The organism is Rummeliibacillus pycnus (assembly GCF_050459865.1).
Taxonomy (GTDB): Bacteria; Bacillota; Bacilli; order Bacillales_A; family Planococcaceae; genus Rummeliibacillus; species Rummeliibacillus pycnus_B.
This window is the reverse complement of the sequence record NZ_JBCMNM010000080.1, coordinates 1-21,977: the sequence shown is the minus strand read 5'-3', so window position 1 is coordinate 21,977 and position 21,977 is coordinate 1. Positions and strand designations below refer to the sequence as shown.

The window sequence follows — 21,977 nt, the reverse complement described above, 5'->3', positions numbered from 1 at the left end:
TGACCCACTTCCTGCGGGCCTCCGACAAGCACTGGAGCCTTCGAATTGAAAGCGTCTTTTTGCTTTCAACCGAGAAGGCGAAGTGACTCGAGTAGCTAGCGCCCGAAGCCGGATACCACATTAGTGCTAAAGAAGTTCGTTTTAAGGAAGATTGCCTAAGAGCGTGACATCGCGTCGCAACGGCTATCGGGTTCAGAACTCTCGAGGGGCTGGCACGTGAAGCCAGATAAAGCATAAGTGCTGGTGAAACTGATTTTAACTCAAATACAATAATAAATAATGATACTACATCATTATCGGATTGGTTCTATCTTTAATGAACATGAATTAGTTAATTTTTTCAGAGATTTCGTTGATTATCAGGGCACTTTTTCAACAAAAAACCTTACGCTTCTATTAAGAAACGTAAGGCCTTAAATTTTTAACAATAGTCTTTATGGAAAGTTAATAAACTTTAACTATACTGCTTTATCGGCATCTATAGAGGCATTTTCTGAAACAGAACCTTCTAATTCAATGCTTACAGTAGGAGCTGATACAGAAACCAATAGTATTTGATCATCACCAGCAATCGTATGCTTAATTTGATTGCGAATGTCCCCAATCGTTAAACTTTTACCAATTTCCAATCCTGAAACGTCTACTTCAATATTTTCTGGAATTTCGGTAGGTTTTACAATTAGTTTTACTGTACGATTTGGTTGGTGTAAAACTCCACCACCTTTTACTCCTATCGCTTGTCCCTTCAGAATAACAGGTACTTCAATTCCAATTAACTTTGACATATCAACTGCTAAAAAGTCTAAGTGCATTAGCTTATCTTTTATAGTGTCTCTTTGAATATTATTTACAACTGCTTTAATTTGATTGCCTTCTATATCTAAAGTTACTAAGGCGTTTTTTCCTTCACTTCGTAATGTTTTCTCAAACTCTCTTACATTAATTGCAATTGAAGTTGACTTTATTTGATACCCGTATACAATCGCTGGCACAAAGCCATTGTTTCTTAAGGCCGACATTACAGAACGCTTTCCGACCTCACGTTTTTGTGCATGGATTATAGTATTCATATAGATTTTGCCTCCTCCTTAAAATGAAATAACCACATCACTCAATGTGCCCATTTATCCTAGGAATGAAACATTTTTCTAGCTTCGTAATAGAGAAATTACTTCTTAGTGAATAATATAGTTGTAAAATTTGAAGAATAAATAATGAAGAAAGCCTCTCATTTTACAGCTTCGCTATAAGAAACAACCATTTCTGTGCACTTAAAAATAGTCCCCAACAAATAATGCCGATACCGATTGAGAATCCAATATGCAAATTATTTTTCATTGCAATATAGACAGCAATTAATAGAGCAAAGGTTGCTGGTAAACCTATAATAACTCCCCACATAAATTGCTGAATTTCTACTTTATTTTGTCCTTGAGCGGTTAACCAAATAATACTTAACAAACTAATAAGAGGCAGTGCAGCAATAATACCTCCATATGTTGGAAAGCGTCTTGCTATCTCTGTTACTAAACCAATAATAGCTGCCGAACTTACAATTTTAATGATTGTGTACATTTTCTGCTGCCTCACTTAATAATCGAAATGCTTCTTCAATTTGTTGTTGTTGTTCAACCGTCAGTGTTGCTAATACATCGGAAAGTTTGTTTGCATCTAATTCTGTATTTGCTCTGACGACATGTAAACCTTCATCTGTTAATTGGAGATGTACAATGCGTTGATCATTTTCAGCTCTATTTTTTGTTACCCAGCCATTTAGTTCAAGTTTTTTAACATGCTCTGACGCAGTGTTATGTGAAATACCAAGTTTTTCGGCAACATGGCGTACTGTAACAGAATCTTCCTTTTGAATAAACTGTAGAATGCGCACGCTTTGATGAGAGATTACCTGCTTATGTTCCGGGTGTAAGTAGTAGTAAATGGTTGTAAAATACGTATTTAATCTATTCATGTTATCCTATCTCCCTACAATTATATATCCATTATAACGATTATATCGTAACATGCGATATAATAACAATATAAAAAAGCTCCACATCCGTAATAAGATGTGGAGCTAAACTATTATTAAAAATTAATCAAATAATTTACTTACAGATTTGTTTTCGTAAATACGAACGATTGCATCAGCTAGTAATGTAGAAACAGATAATTGTTTAACTTTTGGTGATTTTTTCTCTTCTGGCAATTGAATTGAATCTGTAACAACTAATTCTTTAATTACAGAGTTTTCGATACGTTCAATTGCTGGGCCTGATAATACAGGGTGTGTGCAGCAAGCATACACTTCTTTTGCTCCACTTTTCACAAGAGCTTCAGCACCAATTGTAATTGTACCAGCAGTATCAATAATATCATCGATTAAGATACAAACTTTTCCTTCAACATTACCAACGATATTCATAACTTCTGCAACATTTGGTTTTGGACGGCGTTTATCGATAATAGCGATTGGTGCTTTTAAGCGTTCTGCCATTTTACGAGCACGTGTTACGCCACCATGGTCAGGAGATACAACGACAACATCTTCTGGATTGAAACCTTTTTGTTTGAAGTAATCAGATAACAACGGCACACCCATTAGATGATCGATAAGAATATCGAAGAAGCCTTGAATTTGTGGAGCATGTAAATCAAGAACAACTACACGAGTTGCACCAGCAGTTTCTAATAAGTTTGCCACTAATTTTGCCGTAATTGGTTCACGTGAGCGTGCTTTACGGTCTTGACGTGCATAGCCATAATAAGGCATTACTACGTTTACTGTACGTGCAGAGGCACGTTTTACAGCATCAACCATAATAAGTAGTTCCATTAAATTTTCATTTACTGGAGCTGAAGTTGACTGAACGATAAATACGTCACAACCACGAATACTTTCCTCAATACTGATTTGGATTTCTCCATCACTGAAGTGTTTAACAGAACTTTTCCCTAATTCTACACCTACTTCTTTAGCAATTGCAGCTGCTAGTGGTTCATTGGAATTTAGTGAAAAGATTTTTAAATTTGAGTTAGCATATTGATACGGCATGATGGCCTCCTGTTAATTTTTAATTATTTTAAATTTAATTTGTTAACATAGTTTTCTTTGTTCTCTTGACGAGAACGACCGATAGCGAGTGCATTTTCTGGAACATCTTCTGTAACGGTTGAGCCAGCAGCGACAAATGAGTTTTTGCCTACTGTGACAGGGGCAACCAGATTAGCGTTACATCCAACAAAAGCGTGATCTTCAATTACTGTTTGGTATTTATTTTTACCGTCATAGTTAACTGTAATTGTGCCACAACCTATATTGACGTTAGTACCTACTGTCGCATCTCCTAAATAAGTAAGATGTGATGCTTTACTACCTTCGCCTAGTGTCGTTTTTTTCAATTCTACAAAATTACCAACTTTCGCATGATTACCAACATTAGATGCTGGACGTATATGTGCGAATGGACCAATTGCTACATCATCACCAATTTGGCTATCTTCTACTACAGAGGAATGTACTGTAGTTCGATGCCCAATTTGGCTATTTTGAATATGACTATTAGGTCCTATTAAACAATCTTCTCCGATGACAGAAGCTCCTTCAACCATTACACCTGGTTGAATAACTGTGTCTCGACCAATCTTCGCATCAACGCTGATATATGTGTTTGATGGATTAATAATGGTAACCCCATTACGCATATGACTTTCATTAATACGAGCACGCATGATGTCTTCTGCTTGTGATAAAGCAAAACGGTCGTTTATACCAAGAGTTTCGGAAAAGTTTTCTGTAACATAAGCTGCTACAACTTCACCTTGTTTTTGCAAAATTTCAATCACATCTGGTAAATAGTATTCACCTTGTGCATTATCATTGTTGACTAGTTTCAACGCAGCAAATAATGCCTTGTTATCAAAGCAATATGTTCCTGTGTTAATTTCGGTTACTTTTTGTTGTTCAGGTGTTGCGTCTTTTTGTTCGACGATTTGAGCTACCTGACCATCATCCTTACGTAAAATACGACCATAACCTGTAGGATCTTCAGCTATTGCTGTTAAAATTGTTGCTTTTGCTTGGTTTGTTTCATGATATTCATATAGCGCTTTCATTGTTTCTGGACGAATCAATGGTGTATCGCCACAAATAACAATTGTTGTGCCTTCTAAATCACCAAGTAGTGGCTCTGCTTGTTGAACTGCATGAGCTGTACCTAATTGTTCAGCCTGCAACACATATTCACTGTTATCTTTCAATTGCTCTTGAACCTTTTCAGCACCATGACCAACAACTGTCACGATACGTTCAGCATTCAATTCTCGAATATGATCTACCACATGTTCAACCATAGGCTTACCACAAACCGGATGAAGAACTTTATATAATTTGGACTTCATACGCGTGCCTTGGCCGGCAGCCAAAATTACGGCATAAATATTCGTCATTTCGTAAGTCCTCCATTTAAGCAGATTATTTTCTCTTTAGACTATATAGTAAATTTAATTAATTTTCAAGACTTTATAGCTTGACAAAACAACGAAAAAACATTTATTATATAATTTCTTTTCTTTTTTACTATTAAAATTGAATTTTCCCCCTTTTTAATGAATAATAGCCAATGTTATTCTTCTCTTTTATTTTCTCCATTAACTCATTTTTTCTATACTCTTAACATATTGGATTAGTTAAAACTATCTTCATTTATTAAATTTCGTATACATAAATTACTATCTTCTTGAATACTAATTTATGACAAAGAAAAAAGAGCCTGCTTCAATTATTGAATGGCTCCTATTTCAAATATTATTGTGCTTTTTCTTCTTCAAGTACTTGCGCTTCTTCCTCACTAGAATCAGCATATGCTGCTAATACAGATTCTTGTATCTTTGATCGTGTGCCCGAGTTGATTGGATGTGCAATATCACGGAACTCACCATCTGGTGTCCTTTTACTTGGCATTGCTACAAACAAGCCAGTATTTCCATCAATGACACGGATATCATGCACTACGAATTCGTTGTCCAGTGTGATGGAAGCAATGGCACGCATGCGGCCATCAGTATCTACACGGCGAAGTCTTACATCTGTTACTTCCATTTTTTCACCACCTCTCATCTTGGATGTTAATTAGAATCTATTTACATATATTCAAGAAAAGTATAACTATTTCCTTCTTAATTTTAAACAATTTTTTCAAAATTTAAAAAATTATTTTCAAATTTATAGAAAAAAATTTACAATTCAATGTACATTCAACGGTTTTTACAGATAGTTTACAATTGAGCAATAGAGACGCGATGCCTCATTTATACCCTTCTTGCTTGCATCGAGCATATTCTACTTATAATAAAAAACAAGCCACTATCGTGACCTGTTTTACTTCTAATTAATAATTTCTTAATATATTACTTTCTGTAAAGATTATTAAAAAACTAGTAAAAAATTAAATTAATGCGATTACTTCAATTTCTACTTTTGCGTCTTTTGGTAATCTTGCAACTTCTACTGTTGTGCGCGCTGGTTTGTGAGCACCAAAATGTCTTGCGTATTCATCGTTCATAGCTGCAAAATCTTCCATATCAGCAATAAAAACAGTTGTTTTTACAACTTTATCTAAAGAAGAACCCGCTTCTGCTAGAACAGCTTTAAGATTTTCGAAAACTTGGTTTGTTTGTTCTGTGATGTCTCCATCAACAAACTCGCCTGTTGGTGATAAAGGGATTTGTCCTGAACTATAAAAAAGATTATTCACAATCATGCCTTGAACATATGGTCCAATTGCTGCTGGAGCATTTTTTGTTGCTACTTCTTTCATTACTTATTTCCACCCTTCTCAAAATAGTTTCCTTCGCATAAAGCAATGGTACGATCTTTTTCATTTACTTCTTTTAATTTTATTAATGAATAATAATCGTCCACTAAACGCTCATCGGGATGTTCAGACTCTACTAATACAGCAATACCTGCTAAAGTACAGTCGAACTCTTCCAATAAGTTTTTCATTCCGTTCATTGTACCCCCGACCTTCATAAAGTCATCGGTAATCAGTACACGTTGGCCACTTTTCATACTACGTTTTGATAAGACCATCGTTTGAATACGGCGTGATGAACCGGATACATAGTTAATACTTACAGTCGAACCTTCTGTTACTTTGTTGTCACGACGTACAACAACAACTGGCACATTTAAGTGTCGGGCAATCGCATGAGCAATTGAAATTCCTTTTGTTGCTACTGTCATAATAACATCTATTTCTTGATCGCAAAAAGCAGAGGCAAATACCTTTCCTACTCGATTTATCAATTCTGGATTTCCCAATAAATCAGTCATAAATAAATATCCGCCTGGTAACAAACGATCGGAATGACTTAACTCTTTTGTCAACTCTTGTATTACGTCCTTTACAGCTGCATCTGGTACTTTGGGAATATATTTAACACCCCCTGCAGCTCCTGGAACCGTCACTAGAAGGCCAATCCCTCTTTCCTCAAATGTATCTTTAACAATTGACAAATCTTCACTTATAGAAGATTTTGCAGACTGATACAATTCTGCGAAGAATGTAAGGGGGATTAACTGCTGTGGATGCTCCATTAAATAATGCGTCATATCTACAAGGCGCTCACTACGCTTCCATTTCATAAAATCCTCTCCTAAATACGAATGTTTTATACAAAAAATACCACAAATATACGCATTTAAGCAAGAATATCTCTTTCGCCTAACAAACGTACTGCATATACTTCATCACAAAAACCTCTAAGACCATTTACAATACGACTTACTCGCGCTTTGTTTTGTACAAGACCAAAAACTGTCGGACCGCTTCCACTCATTAATACAGCATCTGCTCCAAATCGGCTCATTTGTTCTTTAATTATGGCTACTTCTGGATGTAGCTTTAGTGTAACACTCTCTAATACATTACTAACAGTATCGCATACTAACGCAAAATCCTTATTCTCAATAGCGCGTCTCATTTGTAACGTATTTGGATGTTCTACTTCATCGATATTCAATCCGCCATAAACTGCGGCTGTTGATACACCAATTGTTGGCTTTGCTAGAATCACCCAACAGCTTGGTGGTGTGGTAATATGCTCAATTTTTTCGCCTCGTCCTCTAGCAATTGCTGTTCCTCCATAAACACAAAATGAAACATCTGAGCCGATTTTAGCACCTAGCTCTGCTAATTGATCGATTGAGAGATTTAAATTCCATAAAGTATTGAGCCCTTTTAATGTAGCCGCTGCATCGCTGCTACCACCTGCTAATCCAGCAGCTACAGGAATTTGCTTTTCAATTGTAATAGATACGCCATCTTGAATGTTATATGTATCTTGCAGTAACTTCGCTGCTTGATATGCTAGATTCCGTTGATCATCAGGTACAAAATTACTGCTCGAATGAATTTGAATTTCTCCATCATGGCGATTTTTTAAGCCTACGCGATCGGCTAAATCAACCGTTGTCATAATCATTTCAACTTCATGATAACCGTCCGGGCGTTTATATAGTACATCAAGTGTTAAATTAATTTTGGCAGGTGCTTTTACATAAAGCATAACTCCGCCTCCTCCCGAAAAATATAAAAAAGAAGATGTAGTTCTCCGTTCTTTTTACTGAATTATATTCTACCACACGAAAAGTAAGTTGAGATACTTCAGCTACTGATATGTAAAAGCTTTCCCAATAATGGTTATTCATAAACCAAAGACGTTATTAAACTTTACTGTTAATTTGCATGCGTTTATGCTGGATACTAAGTCTTCTGTATAAAATAACCAGTAAGCAAATCAAAAACAGTTCTCCTCTGTATATCTTAGAGGGAACTGTTTTTTGTCAGTACGTTTATTTTATAGATTACTCTACTTTTGGCTTTCGTCCATTGCTTGTTGACGTTCTGCCATTTCAATGGCTTTCTTCACCATGTTACCGGCATCTCGTGCTTTGATTCCGCCCCAGCCTTCACGTTCTACAGTATCGTAAAAGCCTAATTCTTTTGCGATTTCAACTTTCAAACGATCTGACATAATTGACTTTCTCGCCAAACGAAATTCCTCCTTTAACGACTGACCATGATAGTATGTCCTCAAAAATAAAAAACACTCATAAAACACTCTTTTAAAATAAAGAATGTTCTACAAGTGTCCAAACAAAATATTTGAATATAATTGCACTTACTTATTTGGCTGCAGCAACTTTTGTTGCATCGTCATCAAATGTAATCTCTACTGCTTCTGTTAAAATATCTGTGTAGCTGTAAGACACACGCTCAAAAGCGTTTTCGTCTTGATCAAGATCAACTACAAATACTGCGCGATATGTTTCACGTAATATTCCAGCGCGCTCAACCGTTTTCTTGCGACCACCGTTTGCTCTCAATTGCAAACGTCTACCCAAATGACAATCTAACGACTTTTTAATGTCAGCTAAAGTTTTTGGCATTTTCGCTTACACCTCACTAATTACTAGTATACATAATACAGCGATTAATGTCAACACAAAAATTATATTTTAACAATCCAACAAAGCCATGTCAATCACTTTTTTCATATAGATTTAATTTTTTTCAATTATTATACTAATATATGGATTATTTTTTGAAATATGGATATAGAGCATCTGCCAATAATCCAAATTCTACAATGGATAAAGTTTCGCCCCGTCGTGTCGGGTCGATATTTGCTTCAGTCAAAGCTATTAGTATTTGTTCTTTTTTAGCTTTACCATTTGGTAATTGAGATTGTAGATTGTTTAAAATCGTTTTTCGGCGTTGCGCAAATGAGCTACGAGTCACTTCAAATAAAAATGATTCGTCTATTACTTCCACAGGAGGCTCTGCATGACGTGTTAAGCGTAATACAGCCGAATCAACATTTGGCTGAGGCATAAATACTGTTTTTGGTACAGTCATTACCACTTCTGCCTTCATATAATATTGCACTGCAATGGACAAAGAACCATATGCTTTAGTGCCAGGTACAGCTGAAATGCGATCTGCTACTTCTTTTTGCATCATGACGACCATTCCACGAATTGGTAAGTTCTCCATTAGTAGCTTTAGTAATATAGGCGTTGTTACATAGTACGGAAGATTTGCTACGACCATAATATCTTCGAAATCAGATAACTCCTCTTTAATAATATTAGCTACATCGGCCTTTAGAACATCTGAATGAACAATTTTTATATTGTCATATGGGCTTAGTGTATCTTCTAGTACCGGTAATAAGCGTTGGTCAATTTCAAAAGACACAACTTTTCCAGCATCGCGTGCTAAATGTTCTGTCAATGCGCCAATACCAGGGCCAACTTCAATTGCAGCACTTTCTTTCGTTAAGTCAGCATAACTTACGATGTTACGTAGAATGTTAGGATCGATTAAAAAGTTTTGCCCTAAACTTTTTTTAAATGAAAAACCATATTTTTTTAAAATTTCTTGAGTGCGTAAAGGTGTTGCAATATCTTTATGCATCTTGTTCCTCCTGATTTATCTGTGCAATTGCTCTTCCAAATTGCTCTTCTGTAATTTGAAACATCTTTAATCTTTTAACGAGTTGCTTTCCATTAGTAGAACCAATATTCAACAGCTCACCTAAACGGTCACGGCGTCTTTTCGAGTCAGGATGAGATAATAATTTTGCTACAATTAAATCATCTAATGTAATTGTACATGTTGTTTCTTGATCTGGTTCTATTGGTGTGTAGACTTTTGATAATGCATACCGAATATCCTCATCTTTAGCATGTTCGATACCTAAACTCTTACCATTTTTAGCAATGGTCTGTTTCTTTGGTAAAAATGCATGCTTCACACCTGTTACACGTGCTTCAATAATAGCCCGAATTCTGCGACCTGGATAATCAGGATCTGTAAATACAATAACACCTCGTACATCTTGGGCATGTTGAATATTATGCAGAGTTTCCTCTGAAATAGCTGAACCATTTGTTTCAATCGTATCTGCATTCACAGCCCGTTTTATAGCTGTCGTATCATCTTTTCCTTCAACGACAATTATTTCTTTTATATCCACGGATATCAAATCCTCTTTTCTAAAAAGTTCCTTTGACCATTTTACTTCGATTCTATGCTTATTGTACAGTAACGGGTGGGAAATAGACATTGTAATCGAGTTTCAATACCGGTTCATAAAAGCTACATTTGCTTTAATTTTTAATCATATTTCGTTGTTAAACCCTCGAGCCACATTACTTTCGAATTGAAAGCTTTTATCATTTTCGCGTCTGAATGATCCATCTCCACTATTATTCTTATCCAGGATCACACATCATCCTCGCGCGATCAATTTAGGTACTCGCCGCTTGTTAAGGCTTAAAGTATTTGTTCATACAAAAAGCTCTCCTCTCCAGTATGGAAAAGAAAGCTTTAATTTTTTCATTTATTAATCTTGAACTGTAATTTTTACTGTTCGTCTGCCCCAGTTATAGGCTTGTTTTTTTGTTGGCATAAAGACATCAATCTTTTTACCTTTAATTGCACCACCTGTATCTCCTGCAACAGCTAAACCGTATCCATTCACATATACCATTTTTCTCAATGGTATCACTTTTGGATCAACAGCTATGACTTTTTTATAAGGATTCTTTCGTAAGTCTATACCAATTTTCGTCTTTCCTGAACAACCATTACAATACGCTGTATACGCAGTTGATGTTACATACATAGTCCCTCTACCAACAGAATTGGAAACTTTTTTAACTGCTCCTGATTTTAAATATGCTTTTGATACATAACCAGTTTTACCATTATACGATACTTTGTACCAGGATCCTTTGCGTCCTTTATACGTAACATTCTTACCTTTTGGAATTACTTTTACAATTTTGTACTTTGTTCCTGGGCCCTTACGCATATTAAGTGTACCTGTTGTATGATATTGTCTTGCTTTACTTACTTGTGTAATCTCTTTGTTAGAATTTTCATTTGCAGAATCATGAGAGTCTTCCACTACATCGATGGCTTTTTCTACTCGAACGTCAGATGCGTTAGTGTCATTTGCATTTTGCGTATTCTCAGTATCTAGAAGTTCGCTATTTTCTCCTGACTTAACTGTGGGTTGCTTTAAAAAGTCAGCGACCGTAGTCGAAGTTGCTCCTACAAGTTTCTTGTAAATCTTAATTTCCTGTTCATACGAATTATTCGTATTCAATGAGGTTGATATTGCGAAATTGTTAGCATGTAATTTACTAACTGTATTTTTTGTTAAAAGTTTTTCTTGTTGTGAACCGTTTGCTTCCGCATTGACGGTTTTAAAAGTAGCTACAAAAAGGGTGGCTACTACGACAGCAAATGTTAGCATAAAAGTTATAATACCCCTTGCTGTTTGCTGATTCCTCAATGACTTTAAGAACAGTTTTTTCATGGAATTATTTGACATGAAAAACGCCTCCTTAACACTCGTTGGATTATATAGACTCTTTTTTTGACTGTCAACAGATAAGTTATTTTCAAAAAATTTACAAAAGAGTTGAAGATCCTGCTGTGAATGTGGGAGACGTTTGTTTATTTTACTCTTTTTTTAAGCTTTAATTTTGAAAAAGCGATGCGCATTTTCAGTTGTCTTTTGCGCTACTTCTTCAACCGGTAAACCTTTTAATCGCGCAATTTCCTCAGCGACTAATGGTACTAACGAAGGCTCGTTTCTCTTACCACGATATGGATGCGGTGCAAGATACGGAGCATCTGTTTCAATCATCAAATATTGTAAAGGAATTTCCGTTGCTACTTCTTTTGGTTTTTTTGCATTTTTGAATGTAACAGGGCCACCTAAACTAATCATAAAATTTATCTCGATACAACTTTTAGCGGTTTCTACACTACCGCTAAAACAATGCATCACACCGCCGACTTCTTCAGCGTGTTCTTCTTGCAAGATACGTACACAATCTGCAGTTGCTTCACGATTATGAATCACGATTGGTAAATTTACTCGTTTTGCTAGATGAATTTGTTTACGCAACAATTCTTGTTGAACGTCTTTTGGCGACTTGTCCCAGTAATAATCTAGCCCAGTCTCACCAATTGCCACAACTTTTGGGTGTGCTGCTAACTTTTCAATCCATTGCAAATCTTCTTCAGTGCAATCAATCGCATCTACCGGGTGCCAACCAATTGCTGCATATAGAAAATCGTATTTCTCGATTAATTCCATAGCACGAACAATCGTTGGTCGATCGAATCCAACAACAACCATCTCTTTTACATTGGCTGCTAGAGCGCGATCGATTACTTCCTGTAAATCATTTTCATATTGTTCAGCATTCAAATGTACATGCGTATCTATAAACATATTCATTCTCCTCACATGTTTATCATTTTAGCTAAATAAACCATTTCAGAGTTCACAGCTAAATTACATTTTCATTACAAATATTACATTTCGACTTATACTTAATACCTAATGACCATAAAAATTCATCTTACAACTAATTCTTTCGACCTGTTTTAAAAGGTCGAATTTATTAATTTTATATAAATATTTGTTTTATTTTTGATTCTATAGATATAAAAACCTGCTGTTTGTTCCCAGCAGGTTTTTATATTTGATAGGTTGGATAAATTATTTAACTTTGGCACCATTATCTAATTTTTCATCTACAGTTGCTAATGATAAAATGCCATCTTTACTACCAGCTAATATCATCCCTTGTGATAATTCACCACGAAGTTTTACTGGTTTTAAGTTTGCTACAACAATTACTTTACGTCCTACTAACTCGTCTGGTTTATAATATTCCGCAATACCTGACACAACTTGACGTTGTTCAAAACCTAAATCCAATTGAATTTTTAATAATTTATCAGCTTTTGGAATTTTATCGCAAGCTGTTACTGTTGCCACTCGTAAATCGACTTTCATGAAATCATCAATTGTAATTTCAGGTACTTCTTCTTGAGCTGCTTCTTTCTTCTCTTCTTTTTTAGGTTCTTCGACAATTTTGACAGATCCACGCATTTGATCACGAATATAGGTTACTTCTTCCTCTGCGTCTAAACGAGGGAAAATAGGAACACCTTTGTCGATTACTCTTGTACCTGAAGGTAGAATATTTTCTTCATTTAATGAATCCCATGTAAGTAAATCTTCCGATAAACCAAGCTGACGTACAATTTCTTTAGGTGCCTTTGTCATAAATGGTTGAATCATGATTGCTACACGACGTAGATTTTCAGCTAAGTTATACATCACTGTTGCAAGTTGATTAGTGAGTGCTTCGTCTTTTGCAAGTACCCATGGTTGTGTTTCATCTATATATTTATTAGTACGTGAAACTAGTGCCCAAACATCTGCTAATACGACGCTAAATTGCATTTTTTCCATATCTTCTTCATATTTAGCTTGTGTTTCTTTTGCTTGTGCATGAAGTGCATCATCAAATTCTGTAGGTTCTAATCCATCAGTTGGAATGATACCATCAAAATATTTATTCATCATAGATATAGTACGGTTTAATAAGTTACCAAGATCATTCGCAAGGTCGAAATTAGTTCTTTCGACAAATGATTCTGGAGAGAAGACACCATCTTGACCAAATGGTAATTCACGTAACAAGAAATAACGAGTCGCATCTAAACCATAACGTTCAATCAACATTTCAGGGTAAACAACATTTCCTTTAGATTTCGACATTTTACCATCTTTCATCATAATGAAGCCATGTGCGAATACTTTTTTAGGAAGTGGTAAATCTAAAGCCATCAAGAAAATTGGCCAATAGATTGTATGGAATCTCACAATGTCCTTACCGACTACATGAACATCTGCTGGCCAATATTTTTTGTAGTCTTCGTCATGATCTGTGTCATACCCTAATGTTGTTAGATAGTTCGTTAAAGCATCAACCCAAACATAAATAACATGCTTTGGATCTCCAGGAACACGAATACCCCAGTCAAAAGAAGTACGAGATACAGAAAGATCTTCTAATCCTGGTTTAATGAAATTGTTTATCATTTCATTTTTGCGAGATTCAGGTTCAATGAATCCAGGATTTTCTTCATAATATTTTAAAAGACGATCTGCGTATTTCTTCATATTAAAGAAGTAAGATTCTTCTTTTACACGATGAACAGGACGGCCACAATCAGGACAATTACCATTGTCTAGTTGTGTATCTGTAAAGAAAGATTCACACGGTGTACAATACCATCCTTCATATTCACCCTTGTAAATGTCGCCGTTCTCTAAGAATTTTTTGAAAATTTTCTCTACAGCTTTAGTATGGCGCTCTTCTGTTGTTTGGATAAAGTCATCGTAAGAGATGTCCATTAACTTCCAAAGTTCCTTTGCTGCTGCTGCAATTTCATCAACATACTCTTTCGGATTTTTGTTTGCTTCTTCTGCCTTTTCTTGAATCTTTTGGCCGTGTTCATCCATACCTGTTTGGAATCGAACATCATAGCCACGTAATCGTTTGTAGCGAGCCATTGTGTCTGCAGCTACAGTCGTATACGCCGTACCAATATGGAATTTACCACTTGGGTAGTAAATTGGTGTAGTAATATAGAATGTTTTCTTTTCATTTGTCACGAAAACTTCCTCCAGTGCTTTACAGTATACTCCCTATTCTATCGGAGTACGAAAAACCTTTCAATTAAAGTTTATTAACTCGAATTTGTCTAATTTTGTCGAATGATATTTAATAACAAAATTATCTAGAAAACTAAGCAAAAAACCGTATGGAAATGCTCGTTTTGTATAAAATAAAACAAATTCATATGATTAATATCCTTAAAGAACGGAAATATTTTGAAAAAACGTTTAAAATACAAGCAAAAATAATTGACGTTTATGTCATTAGTTGGTATGATATACAACAGACACAGAGTTTATGTCGAAATTTGACGAAAAATAATATTAGAAAATATAGGAGGAACTCTTGTTATGAAATCTACTGGTATTGTTCGTAAGGTTGATGAACTTGGTCGCGTGGTAATTCCAATTGAGCTTCGCCGTACTTTAGGTATCGCTGAAAAAGATGCTTTAGAAATTTACGTGGATGATGATAAAATCATCTTAAAAAAATATATGCCTAATATGACTTGTGCTGTAACTGGTGAAGTATCTGATGATAACTTCCGTTTAGCTGGAGGTAACTTAATCCTTAGCCCAGAAGGTGCACAAATCCTTATGAAAGAAATCCAAGGAAAATTAACTAAATAATTTCTTGGACAAATCAATTCGAGCAACAAGATATACAATAATAAATCAATATTTACTTTATTACCTTACCTTGTTTTCAAATGTGATTTTATATAATCAAAAAACCCATCCGAAATATTCGCCATTTCGGATGGGCTTTTTCTTTTATTTGGGATTCAGGCTCTCATGCCTTCAGCACATGTATGGCGCAATCCTCTTTAATCTTCAATATGATATTGTTGGTATACGTCTCTTTTTGCCAAATTACGTACTTTTGCGACTTCTTTAATTGCTTCTTTTGAAGTAATATTTTGATCAAAAATAAGTTTATCAACATGTTCTACAATTGATAGTTGATCCCACCAATTTTTTTCATCGCTTTCTTCTTCATTTAAATTACCTTCAACTACTAAACAAAACTCTCCACGTATTTCATTGTTATTTGCCCATTCAATTGCCTCATCTAGGGTACCTCGTAAAAATTCCTCAAATTTCTTTGTTAATTCACGTGCAAGGACGATGCGACGATTGCCAAATATAGCTTGCATATCCTTTAAAGTATCTTTTAAACGATGCGGTGCTTCATAAAATAGAATGGTTTCATGACGTTTTTTCAATAATTCCAATGAATCTCTACGGTCCTTTTTATAACGACTTAAAAAACCAAAGAAAAAGAATGGTTGAGGTACAAGACCCGAAGCAATTAAAGCCGTGATTGCTGCATTAGCTCCTGGAATAGGAACCACAGCAAAGTCTTCTTCGATTGCCTTTGCTGCAATATCTGCTCCTGGATCTGAAATACATGGTAAACCTGCATCACTTACAAGAGCTACTGTTTTCCCCTCACGCAAAAATTGAAGTAACTTTTCTCCCCCTTGTTCTTGATTATGATCATGATAACTTACTAATGGTGTCTCTATCTCAAAATAATTACAAAGCTTTTTCGTATTACGTGTATCCTCTGCCGCAATAATATCTGCTTCTTTTAGAATTCGAATCGCACGCATCGTCATATCTTCCAAATTGCCGATTGGTGTCGCTACTAAGTATAAGCAACTACCTTCTTCATGCATTGAACTTTTCTGTGATTTCACTCAGCATCACTCCTTGTTGCCATATAGTCCGTCTTTTGTTTTCTCGTTAATTGTTTAAAATGATACTCTGCACTCATTGCATCGCGCTTTGTTTCAAATGATTCAAAATATATGCAATTTACAGGTCTTCTTGTTCGTGTATATTTTGCACCTTTGCCAGAATTGTGTACAGCAACACGCTTTTCTAAATCATTTGTATATCCTGTATAGTAAGTACCATCCGCACATTCTAATACGTACATGATTTGATTATTGCTTGTCGCCATATAGCATTTCTCTCACTTCAGCAGTATATTCACCATCTACCCCGTATACATATAATGGTGGCAATATCTTTAAATCAGGTTTGCCATCTTTAATTCCTTCTATTAATAATGTATTTGCTTCTTTACCTTCCTTTGGGTAGACAAAGCGAATCCGTTTTGGTTCTATACGATTAGCACGCATTGCTGTTACGATATCAAGTAACCGACCTGGTCGATGTACAAATGCTGCCTTTCCACCTTGCTTTAAAAGCTTACTAGCAGAATAGATCATTTCATCCAATTTTAAATAAATCTCATGTCTTGCAATAGCTACATGTTCCTTTAAGTTTTTTTCACTTGCTTCATCTGCAGGGAAATAGGGTGGATTACATGTTACTACATCATATTTTTCAACACCTAATTCATGGGCGATTGTACGAACATCACCTTGCATGATCATAATTTGTTCTTGTAATTTGTTATATCGCACGCTTCTATTTGCCATATCCACTAGTCGATCTTGTAACTCAACTGCCGTAATATGACCTTTTGTACGTGCACTTAAAAATAATGGAATCGCACCATTACCTGCACATAAATCTACGAGATTTCCCTTTTGATACGGAACACTAACAAATTTTGATAATAACACGGCATCCAATGAAAATGAGAAGACAGATGGACTTTGAATAATACGTAAATCCTCTGCTAATAAATAATCCATTCTTTCATCTTCCTTCAACCATTGCTCCATTCATTTACCCTCCAACATAGCAAAAGACTGACATCCACTAATTAACATGGAATCAGCCTTTTTTACCAATTATTGTTTATTTAAAAATGATAGGCAGAATAAACAATCCTCACCTTTTCTCGAACTACCAAAATGGACATGACAAACATGATATCCTTCATGATATAGTCGAGCCAAATTATCGTAGCCTTCACCTACATCAATTATCTCTTGTTTCTCTTCCTCAGCATTTGGTTCATCAGGTCCTTCTATTTTTACAGAAAGAACTTCTTCTAAACGTGTGCGAAGATGATGATTTTCCATTTGTAGTGTTTGATGCTCTTCCATCATGAGTGCAACAAATTTCTTCAATGCCTCAAATTGTTTTTGCATCGATTCAAGCTGTTGTTCGAACTCCATAACAGTATCTAAGAAATTACGGTCCTTCACTCAAGCCACCTCATTATCCCCTCTATTGGACTGAACTATTTTCATATTGTAATATTTCATCCAATGTATATTCTAAGATTCGTTGTTCCTCAAATAATTCAACTTGAAGCACTCGTTCTAATATGTTCAATCCAATTACCTTACCTCTGCCATCTGGTGTTGAAATCGTTTCACCTATATCTGGCATTTGTTCACGAGCCTCTTCGTATTCATCATTTTCATACTTTAAACAGCACATTAGACGTCCGCACAAACCTGAAATTTTTGAAGGATTAAGTGATAAGTTTTGATCTTTAGCCATTTTAATTGATACAGGCTCAAAATCTCCCAAAAATGTTGAACAGCATAACATTCTTCCACAAGGCCCTATACCACCTAGCATTTTCGCCTCATCACGTACACCAATTTGTCTTAGTTCAATACGTGTGCGGAAAATAGCTGCAAGATCCTTTACTAATTCTCTAAAATCGACTCTACCTTCTGCAGTGAAATAGAAGATAATTTTATTGCGATCAAATGTATATTCAACATCAACTAATTTCATTTCTAATACATGGTCTAGTATTTTTTCTGTTGCTAAATCAAAGGCACGTTTCGATTCAATTGCATTTTCTTCTACTTGAATGCGGTCACGTTCATTTGCTGGTCGAACTACCTGTTTAAGTGGCAAAACAACATCGTTTTCTCCAACTTGTTTCATAGAGACAACTACTTTTCCATATTCAATACCCCTAGCTGTCTCTACGATAACATATTGACCTTTTTCTAGAGAATAATCTCCAGGGTCAAAATAATATATTTTACCCGCTTTTTTAAAGCGGACACCTACTACTTTATACAAAGGATTTTCCCTCCTGCAGATTCAGCATTAGCTGCTCCATCATCAACGTCTTATTCATATTACTTTGCAATTGTTTGCGAGCAATTAATATTGCCTGCAATTGCGATGATAGCTTATCGAAGCTTGTGTGAAGTGCTGCCTCTTTCCATGTTGAAAGTAAATCAGGGTACGTACACATCGCCTCTGGATTTGCCTTAATTGCTACTATATCTCGGAAAGCAAATAGCATTAAATCTAATGCCAATTCTATTTGCTCTTTTTCTTTAAATAGAGGTAACCAATCTTCATGTACAACTAGCATTGCTTCATGTACATTTCTAAAGTTTGCTTCAACCAATTTTAACACTGTTTTTCTAGCCTGTGCAAACGCATCATCTTTTGATAGAGAAAATGCTTCTTCTAAGTCACTTGTCACCATACTTACTGTTGCGGCCATAGACTGCGTAATCCCGTCGGCAACTAATTCCCTCATCATTGCATTCCTTGGAATTTCCTGAAATTTTATATGCTGACAGCGTGAGCGAATCGTCGGAATAATTGCGTTAATATTTTGTGTTACAAATAAAGCTGTTACAATTCCTTCAGGCTCCTCTAAAAATTTCAATAGTTTATTGGCCGATTTTACATTTAACCGTTCTGCACTATGAATTACATAAACTTTACGTCCTGCTTCTAATCCTGTCTTACTCATCTCATTTAGCAAATCTTCAATTGCATCTACTTTAATGAATTGCCCTTCAGGATATACTTGGTGAAAATTCGGGTGATTTCCTGATTTAATGCGCTGGCAGCTTCGACATGTTTCACATGGAACATTATCTTGTGGATTTTCGCATAATAGCAAACGGACAAAGAACAGCATAATTTCTTCAGTTCCTGTACCTTTTCCGCCTTCAAATATGTACGCATGCCCCACTCTGCTTTTTTCAAAAATTATTTGGAGCTGCTTCATCACTACTGGTTGTAAATTACGTAGCTCTTCAGCTGTATGCATCATCATTCAACACCTTTTCATTGTTTGAAAAAATCCCGTGTCCGGAATTCCGAAAGACACGGGGCTTTAAGTATAAAGGTTGATCAATAAACCTTTAATCTCACCTATTTTAGCTAATAAGTCAACAGAATCTTTTTCCTCGTTTAGAACATCTTCTGTTAACTCTATCAGTTTTTCATCAATTGTATCTACTATTTTCAAGCGTCGACCTTCGCCGAATCGATTCCAAGTATGGGATTGCTTCAGCTCCATACCATAGGAAACGGCTTCTTTTAAAAAGCGTTTAACTAACATCTTAAACTTGGCTAAATCACGTAAGTTTTTAGATTTTGCAATACGGTCGCCTGCTGTTGAAATATCGCCTAATAATTTTGTTATTTGTTCTGTCTGCATACGTTGTCCTGAATTTACAACTAAATCTCCAAATCGCGTCGTTGGTTGGTGATTCGGTAGTTTTTGTCTAGTTGTATCCAATCCAATACGCAGATCTTGGTTGATCTTCACTTAATTGTCTCCTCCGTCTCCTAGAAATGATGAAACTGTTCGATTGGTAAAACGAAAACGGTTGCTCCTCCTACCTCAACTTCTACTGGATATGGAATATAGGCATCTGCATTTCCACCCATTGGCGAAATAGGTGCCACCATTTGTTCACGTGAACGACAATTATCGCGAATATTATCTAATACCTTTTGAACTAGTGAATCCTCAGTACCAATCAAGAAAGTTGTATTCCCTGAACGGAGAAATCCCCCTGTACTGGCCAATTTTGTTGCGCGAAATCCATTTTTCGTTAAAGCGTTTGAAAGACGGTTACTATCCTGATCTTGTACAACTGCCACAACTAATTTCATCGGCATTCACTCCTCTAATGTATATAGGTACACTTATAATTATAACACAATCCAACGTATCTCTTCATTTACTTTACAATGCATTTTTTAAAATTTTCCAGACACTTTGAAAAACTTCCTCTAATGATTTACTTGCATCAATTATATAGATTCTTTCAGGAAATTCCTCAGCTAATTTCAAGTATGCATTTCTTACGTTTTGATGGAATGCTAGACTTTCCACATCTAAACGATTTACTTCACGTTCTTTGTGATTATTAATACGAGCTAATCCAATTTCAGGATCTAGATCAAAAAGAATCGTCATATCTGGCATACGATCACCAATAGCAAATTCATTGATAGATTTTACTCCAGGAATACCTAATTCGCGTCCAATACCTTGATATGCTAACGAAGAATCAATAAAGCGATCACATAAAACAACTTTTCCCTGTTTTAGAGCGGGTTCTACTTTTTCAACAAAATGTTGGCTTCTTGCTGCAGCATATAATAATGCTTCCGTTTTTGCATCCATTTCTGTATGTGCCGGATTTAAAATAACTTGTCTAATCTCTTCCGCAATGACGCTACCACCTGGTTCACGTGTTGCTACTACTTCTCTTCCCTCATCTTGTAATTTACTAACAACCATCTTGAGTACTGTAGTCTTTCCTGCACCTTCTGGTCCTTCAAATGTAAAAAATAATTTATTCGTCATGACTAAACCCTCTCATATATACTATTACATTCCATTATACATGATTGGTTCTAATTAATAATACTATTGCTTGTGCTAAAATATGCTATAAAACCTGAACATACCCTTTTTGAGGAAAATAACCTTCGCTTTATCTCATATTTGTGCTATAACTATCCATCTATTTTGTACCATTTGAACTTTTAGCAATATAATGAATCCCATCAAAAGAGTTACCTATTTCTTTATATTGTATAGGTTATTTAATGTCACTGGCTAATATGGCAAAATATAATCTATTTATCACTTACTTTACCTTTTTATTTAATGTAAGAAGCGTTACAATGAATGTGACAATTACTACTGTTGTCTTAAAGATAGATTTTTTCTTTAGCATATATGGACTCCTTTGCACATCAAATTAATTTTTTCATCAAATATTATTTACCTTTTAGAGAACACTTCTTCTGTTCCTTCGAAACCACAATCAGAATACTATTTTAGTTCAATGAGAAAAGTTGGAGTAAAATATAATAATATCTCCCCAGCGTATTCATGTTCAGCCTTTCCACGGTGCTCTTGTGGTTATTTATCGAAAAAACCCTTTCACTGCGAATCTCAACTGCCAGCTTTTCCGGCAAATCTTATGTTTATACAGAATAACAATTTATCAGGTACAGAATCATAGGAGTGCACACCTTCATTTTTCTAGTGTTTTTTCTCAAATAAATAGTATAGGCTCTATATTTTAAAGCATTTATACTATTTCCTGGTAAATAATTTAAAGACAACGTTTACCTAATTAAAGTATAAATCATGACTAACTAAATGTTAAAACTATAAAAAAGTTAGCAAATAAAAAAGCACAACTGAATAATCAGTTGTGCTTAATGTGTGTGCCTAGCAACGTCCT

General features: G+C 35.4%; 26 protein-coding genes. 1 reads left to right on the top strand and 25 read right to left on the bottom strand.

Annotated features, from left to right (window positions below):
- Positions 1 to 458: 458 nt before the first annotated feature.
- From ABE048_RS16130 to metG, 16 genes are all read right to left on the bottom strand, one after another.
- Positions 459 to 1,070 carry a 50S ribosomal protein L25/general stress protein Ctc gene (locus ABE048_RS16130; RefSeq protein ID WP_430312299.1) on the bottom strand — a complete coding sequence of 204 codons (612 nt, stop codon included), beginning with the start codon at positions 1,068 to 1,070 and terminating at the stop codon, positions 459 to 461.
- Positions 1,071 to 1,233: 163 nt separating this feature from the next.
- Entirely contained in the window at positions 1,234 to 1,575 is a 342-nt protein-coding gene (locus ABE048_RS16125) for a DUF3147 family protein (protein WP_430312298.1), read from the bottom strand.
- Complete coding sequence (locus ABE048_RS16120) at positions 1,559 to 1,969, bottom strand: MarR family winged helix-turn-helix transcriptional regulator (RefSeq protein WP_430312297.1); 411 nt, start codon at positions 1,967 to 1,969, stop codon at positions 1,559 to 1,561. The genes ABE048_RS16125 and ABE048_RS16120 overlap by 17 nt, the downstream gene beginning before the upstream one ends.
- A gap of 123 nt (positions 1,970 to 2,092) precedes the next feature.
- Entirely contained in the window at positions 2,093 to 3,052 is a 960-nt protein-coding gene (locus ABE048_RS16115) for a ribose-phosphate diphosphokinase (protein ID WP_430312295.1), read from the bottom strand.
- A gap of 23 nt (positions 3,053 to 3,075) precedes the next feature.
- On the bottom strand, positions 3,076 to 4,446 hold the full coding sequence (gene glmU, locus ABE048_RS16110) for a bifunctional UDP-N-acetylglucosamine diphosphorylase/glucosamine-1-phosphate N-acetyltransferase GlmU (RefSeq protein WP_430312294.1): 1,371 nt from the start codon (positions 4,444 to 4,446) through the stop codon (positions 3,076 to 3,078).
- A 358-nt stretch (positions 4,447 to 4,804) separates the two neighbouring features.
- On the bottom strand, positions 4,805 to 5,098 hold the full coding sequence (gene spoVG / locus ABE048_RS16105; protein WP_430312293.1) for a septation regulator SpoVG: 294 nt from the start codon (positions 5,096 to 5,098) through the stop codon (positions 4,805 to 4,807).
- Between the two features lie 346 nt (positions 5,099 to 5,444).
- Positions 5,445 to 5,816 carry a RidA family protein gene (locus ABE048_RS16100; protein ID WP_430312292.1) on the bottom strand — a complete coding sequence of 124 codons (372 nt, stop codon included), beginning with the start codon at positions 5,814 to 5,816 and terminating at the stop codon, positions 5,445 to 5,447.
- Positions 5,816 to 6,646: a pur operon repressor gene (purR, locus tag ABE048_RS16095; RefSeq protein WP_430312291.1), complete on the bottom strand. Its 831-nt coding sequence runs from the start codon at positions 6,644 to 6,646 to the stop codon at positions 5,816 to 5,818. The genes ABE048_RS16100 and purR overlap by 1 nt, the downstream gene beginning before the upstream one ends.
- Before the next feature lie 56 nt (positions 6,647 to 6,702).
- Positions 6,703 to 7,569: a 4-(cytidine 5'-diphospho)-2-C-methyl-D-erythritol kinase gene (gene ispE / locus ABE048_RS16090; RefSeq protein ID WP_430312290.1), complete on the bottom strand. Its 867-nt coding sequence runs from the start codon at positions 7,567 to 7,569 to the stop codon at positions 6,703 to 6,705.
- Between the two features lie 303 nt (positions 7,570 to 7,872).
- The gene (locus ABE048_RS16085) at positions 7,873 to 8,037 is read right to left on the bottom strand and encodes a small, acid-soluble spore protein, alpha/beta type (protein ID WP_430312308.1); all 165 of its coding nucleotides are present in this window, start codon (positions 8,035 to 8,037) and stop codon (positions 7,873 to 7,875) included.
- 151 nt (positions 8,038 to 8,188) lie between these two features.
- Entirely contained in the window at positions 8,189 to 8,452 is a 264-nt protein-coding gene (veg, locus tag ABE048_RS16080; protein WP_430312289.1) for a biofilm formation stimulator Veg, read from the bottom strand.
- A gap of 148 nt (positions 8,453 to 8,600) precedes the next feature.
- Positions 8,601 to 9,482: a 16S rRNA (adenine(1518)-N(6)/adenine(1519)-N(6))-dimethyltransferase RsmA gene (gene rsmA, locus ABE048_RS16075; RefSeq protein ID WP_430312288.1), complete on the bottom strand. Its 882-nt coding sequence runs from the start codon at positions 9,480 to 9,482 to the stop codon at positions 8,601 to 8,603.
- A complete protein-coding gene (gene rnmV / locus ABE048_RS16070; protein ID WP_430312287.1) occupies positions 9,475 to 10,044 on the bottom strand; it encodes a ribonuclease M5 in 570 nt (189 codons plus the stop codon). The genes rsmA and rnmV overlap by 8 nt, the downstream gene beginning before the upstream one ends.
- Positions 10,045 to 10,413: 369 nt before the next feature.
- Positions 10,414 to 11,409 carry a 3D domain-containing protein gene (locus ABE048_RS16065; protein WP_430312286.1) on the bottom strand — a complete coding sequence of 332 codons (996 nt, stop codon included), beginning with the start codon at positions 11,407 to 11,409 and terminating at the stop codon, positions 10,414 to 10,416.
- 141 nt (positions 11,410 to 11,550) lie between these two features.
- Positions 11,551 to 12,321 (bottom strand): TatD family hydrolase, encoded by a 771-nt coding sequence (locus ABE048_RS16060; RefSeq protein WP_430312285.1) that lies wholly within the window; start codon positions 12,319 to 12,321, stop codon positions 11,551 to 11,553.
- A 270-nt stretch (positions 12,322 to 12,591) separates the two neighbouring features.
- The gene (gene metG, locus ABE048_RS16055) at positions 12,592 to 14,562 is read right to left on the bottom strand and encodes a methionine--tRNA ligase (RefSeq protein WP_430312284.1); all 1,971 of its coding nucleotides are present in this window, start codon (positions 14,560 to 14,562) and stop codon (positions 12,592 to 12,594) included.
- A 354-nt stretch (positions 14,563 to 14,916) separates the two neighbouring features.
- Here metG and ABE048_RS16050 point away from each other — a divergent pair, with 354 nt between their 5' ends.
- Positions 14,917 to 15,195 (top strand): AbrB/MazE/SpoVT family DNA-binding domain-containing protein, encoded by a 279-nt coding sequence (locus ABE048_RS16050; protein WP_430312283.1) that lies wholly within the window; start codon positions 14,917 to 14,919, stop codon positions 15,193 to 15,195.
- 197 nt (positions 15,196 to 15,392) lie between these two features.
- Here the strand turns inward: ABE048_RS16050 and rsmI are convergent, their stop codons facing one another.
- The 9 genes from rsmI to tmk all read right to left on the bottom strand — a co-directional run bounded on the left by rsmI (position 15,393) and on the right by tmk (position 21,085).
- Positions 15,393 to 16,268 (bottom strand): 16S rRNA (cytidine(1402)-2'-O)-methyltransferase, encoded by an 876-nt coding sequence (gene rsmI, locus ABE048_RS16045; protein ID WP_430312282.1) that lies wholly within the window; start codon positions 16,266 to 16,268, stop codon positions 15,393 to 15,395.
- Positions 16,265 to 16,534: a GIY-YIG nuclease family protein gene (locus tag ABE048_RS16040; RefSeq protein WP_430312281.1), complete on the bottom strand. Its 270-nt coding sequence runs from the start codon at positions 16,532 to 16,534 to the stop codon at positions 16,265 to 16,267. Before ABE048_RS16040 ends, rsmI begins: the two co-directional genes overlap by 4 nt.
- Positions 16,518 to 17,267 carry a tRNA1(Val) (adenine(37)-N6)-methyltransferase gene (locus ABE048_RS16035; protein WP_430312280.1) on the bottom strand — a complete coding sequence of 250 codons (750 nt, stop codon included), beginning with the start codon at positions 17,265 to 17,267 and terminating at the stop codon, positions 16,518 to 16,520. The genes ABE048_RS16040 and ABE048_RS16035 overlap by 17 nt, the downstream gene beginning before the upstream one ends.
- 69 nt (positions 17,268 to 17,336) lie before the next feature.
- Positions 17,337 to 17,696 carry a DNA replication initiation control protein YabA gene (gene yabA / locus ABE048_RS16030; RefSeq protein ID WP_430312279.1) on the bottom strand — a complete coding sequence of 120 codons (360 nt, stop codon included), beginning with the start codon at positions 17,694 to 17,696 and terminating at the stop codon, positions 17,337 to 17,339.
- A gap of 22 nt (positions 17,697 to 17,718) precedes the next feature.
- Positions 17,719 to 18,537, bottom strand: coding sequence for a PSP1 domain-containing protein (locus ABE048_RS16025; RefSeq protein ID WP_430312278.1), 819 nt, complete (start codon positions 18,535 to 18,537; stop codon positions 17,719 to 17,721).
- Complete coding sequence (gene holB / locus ABE048_RS16020; protein ID WP_430312277.1) at positions 18,530 to 19,534, bottom strand: DNA polymerase III subunit delta'; 1,005 nt, start codon at positions 19,532 to 19,534, stop codon at positions 18,530 to 18,532. The genes ABE048_RS16025 and holB overlap by 8 nt, the downstream gene beginning before the upstream one ends.
- Before the next feature lie 63 nt (positions 19,535 to 19,597).
- Positions 19,598 to 20,035, bottom strand: coding sequence for a YaaR family protein (locus ABE048_RS16015; RefSeq protein WP_430312276.1), 438 nt, complete (start codon positions 20,033 to 20,035; stop codon positions 19,598 to 19,600).
- Positions 20,036 to 20,055: 20 nt separating this feature from the next.
- Positions 20,056 to 20,385, bottom strand: coding sequence for a cyclic-di-AMP receptor (locus ABE048_RS16010; RefSeq protein WP_430312275.1), 330 nt, complete (start codon positions 20,383 to 20,385; stop codon positions 20,056 to 20,058).
- Positions 20,386 to 20,458: 73 nt separating this feature from the next.
- The gene (gene tmk / locus ABE048_RS16005; RefSeq protein WP_430312274.1) at positions 20,459 to 21,085 is read right to left on the bottom strand and encodes a dTMP kinase; all 627 of its coding nucleotides are present in this window, start codon (positions 21,083 to 21,085) and stop codon (positions 20,459 to 20,461) included.
- Positions 21,086 to 21,977 lie beyond the last annotated feature (892 nt).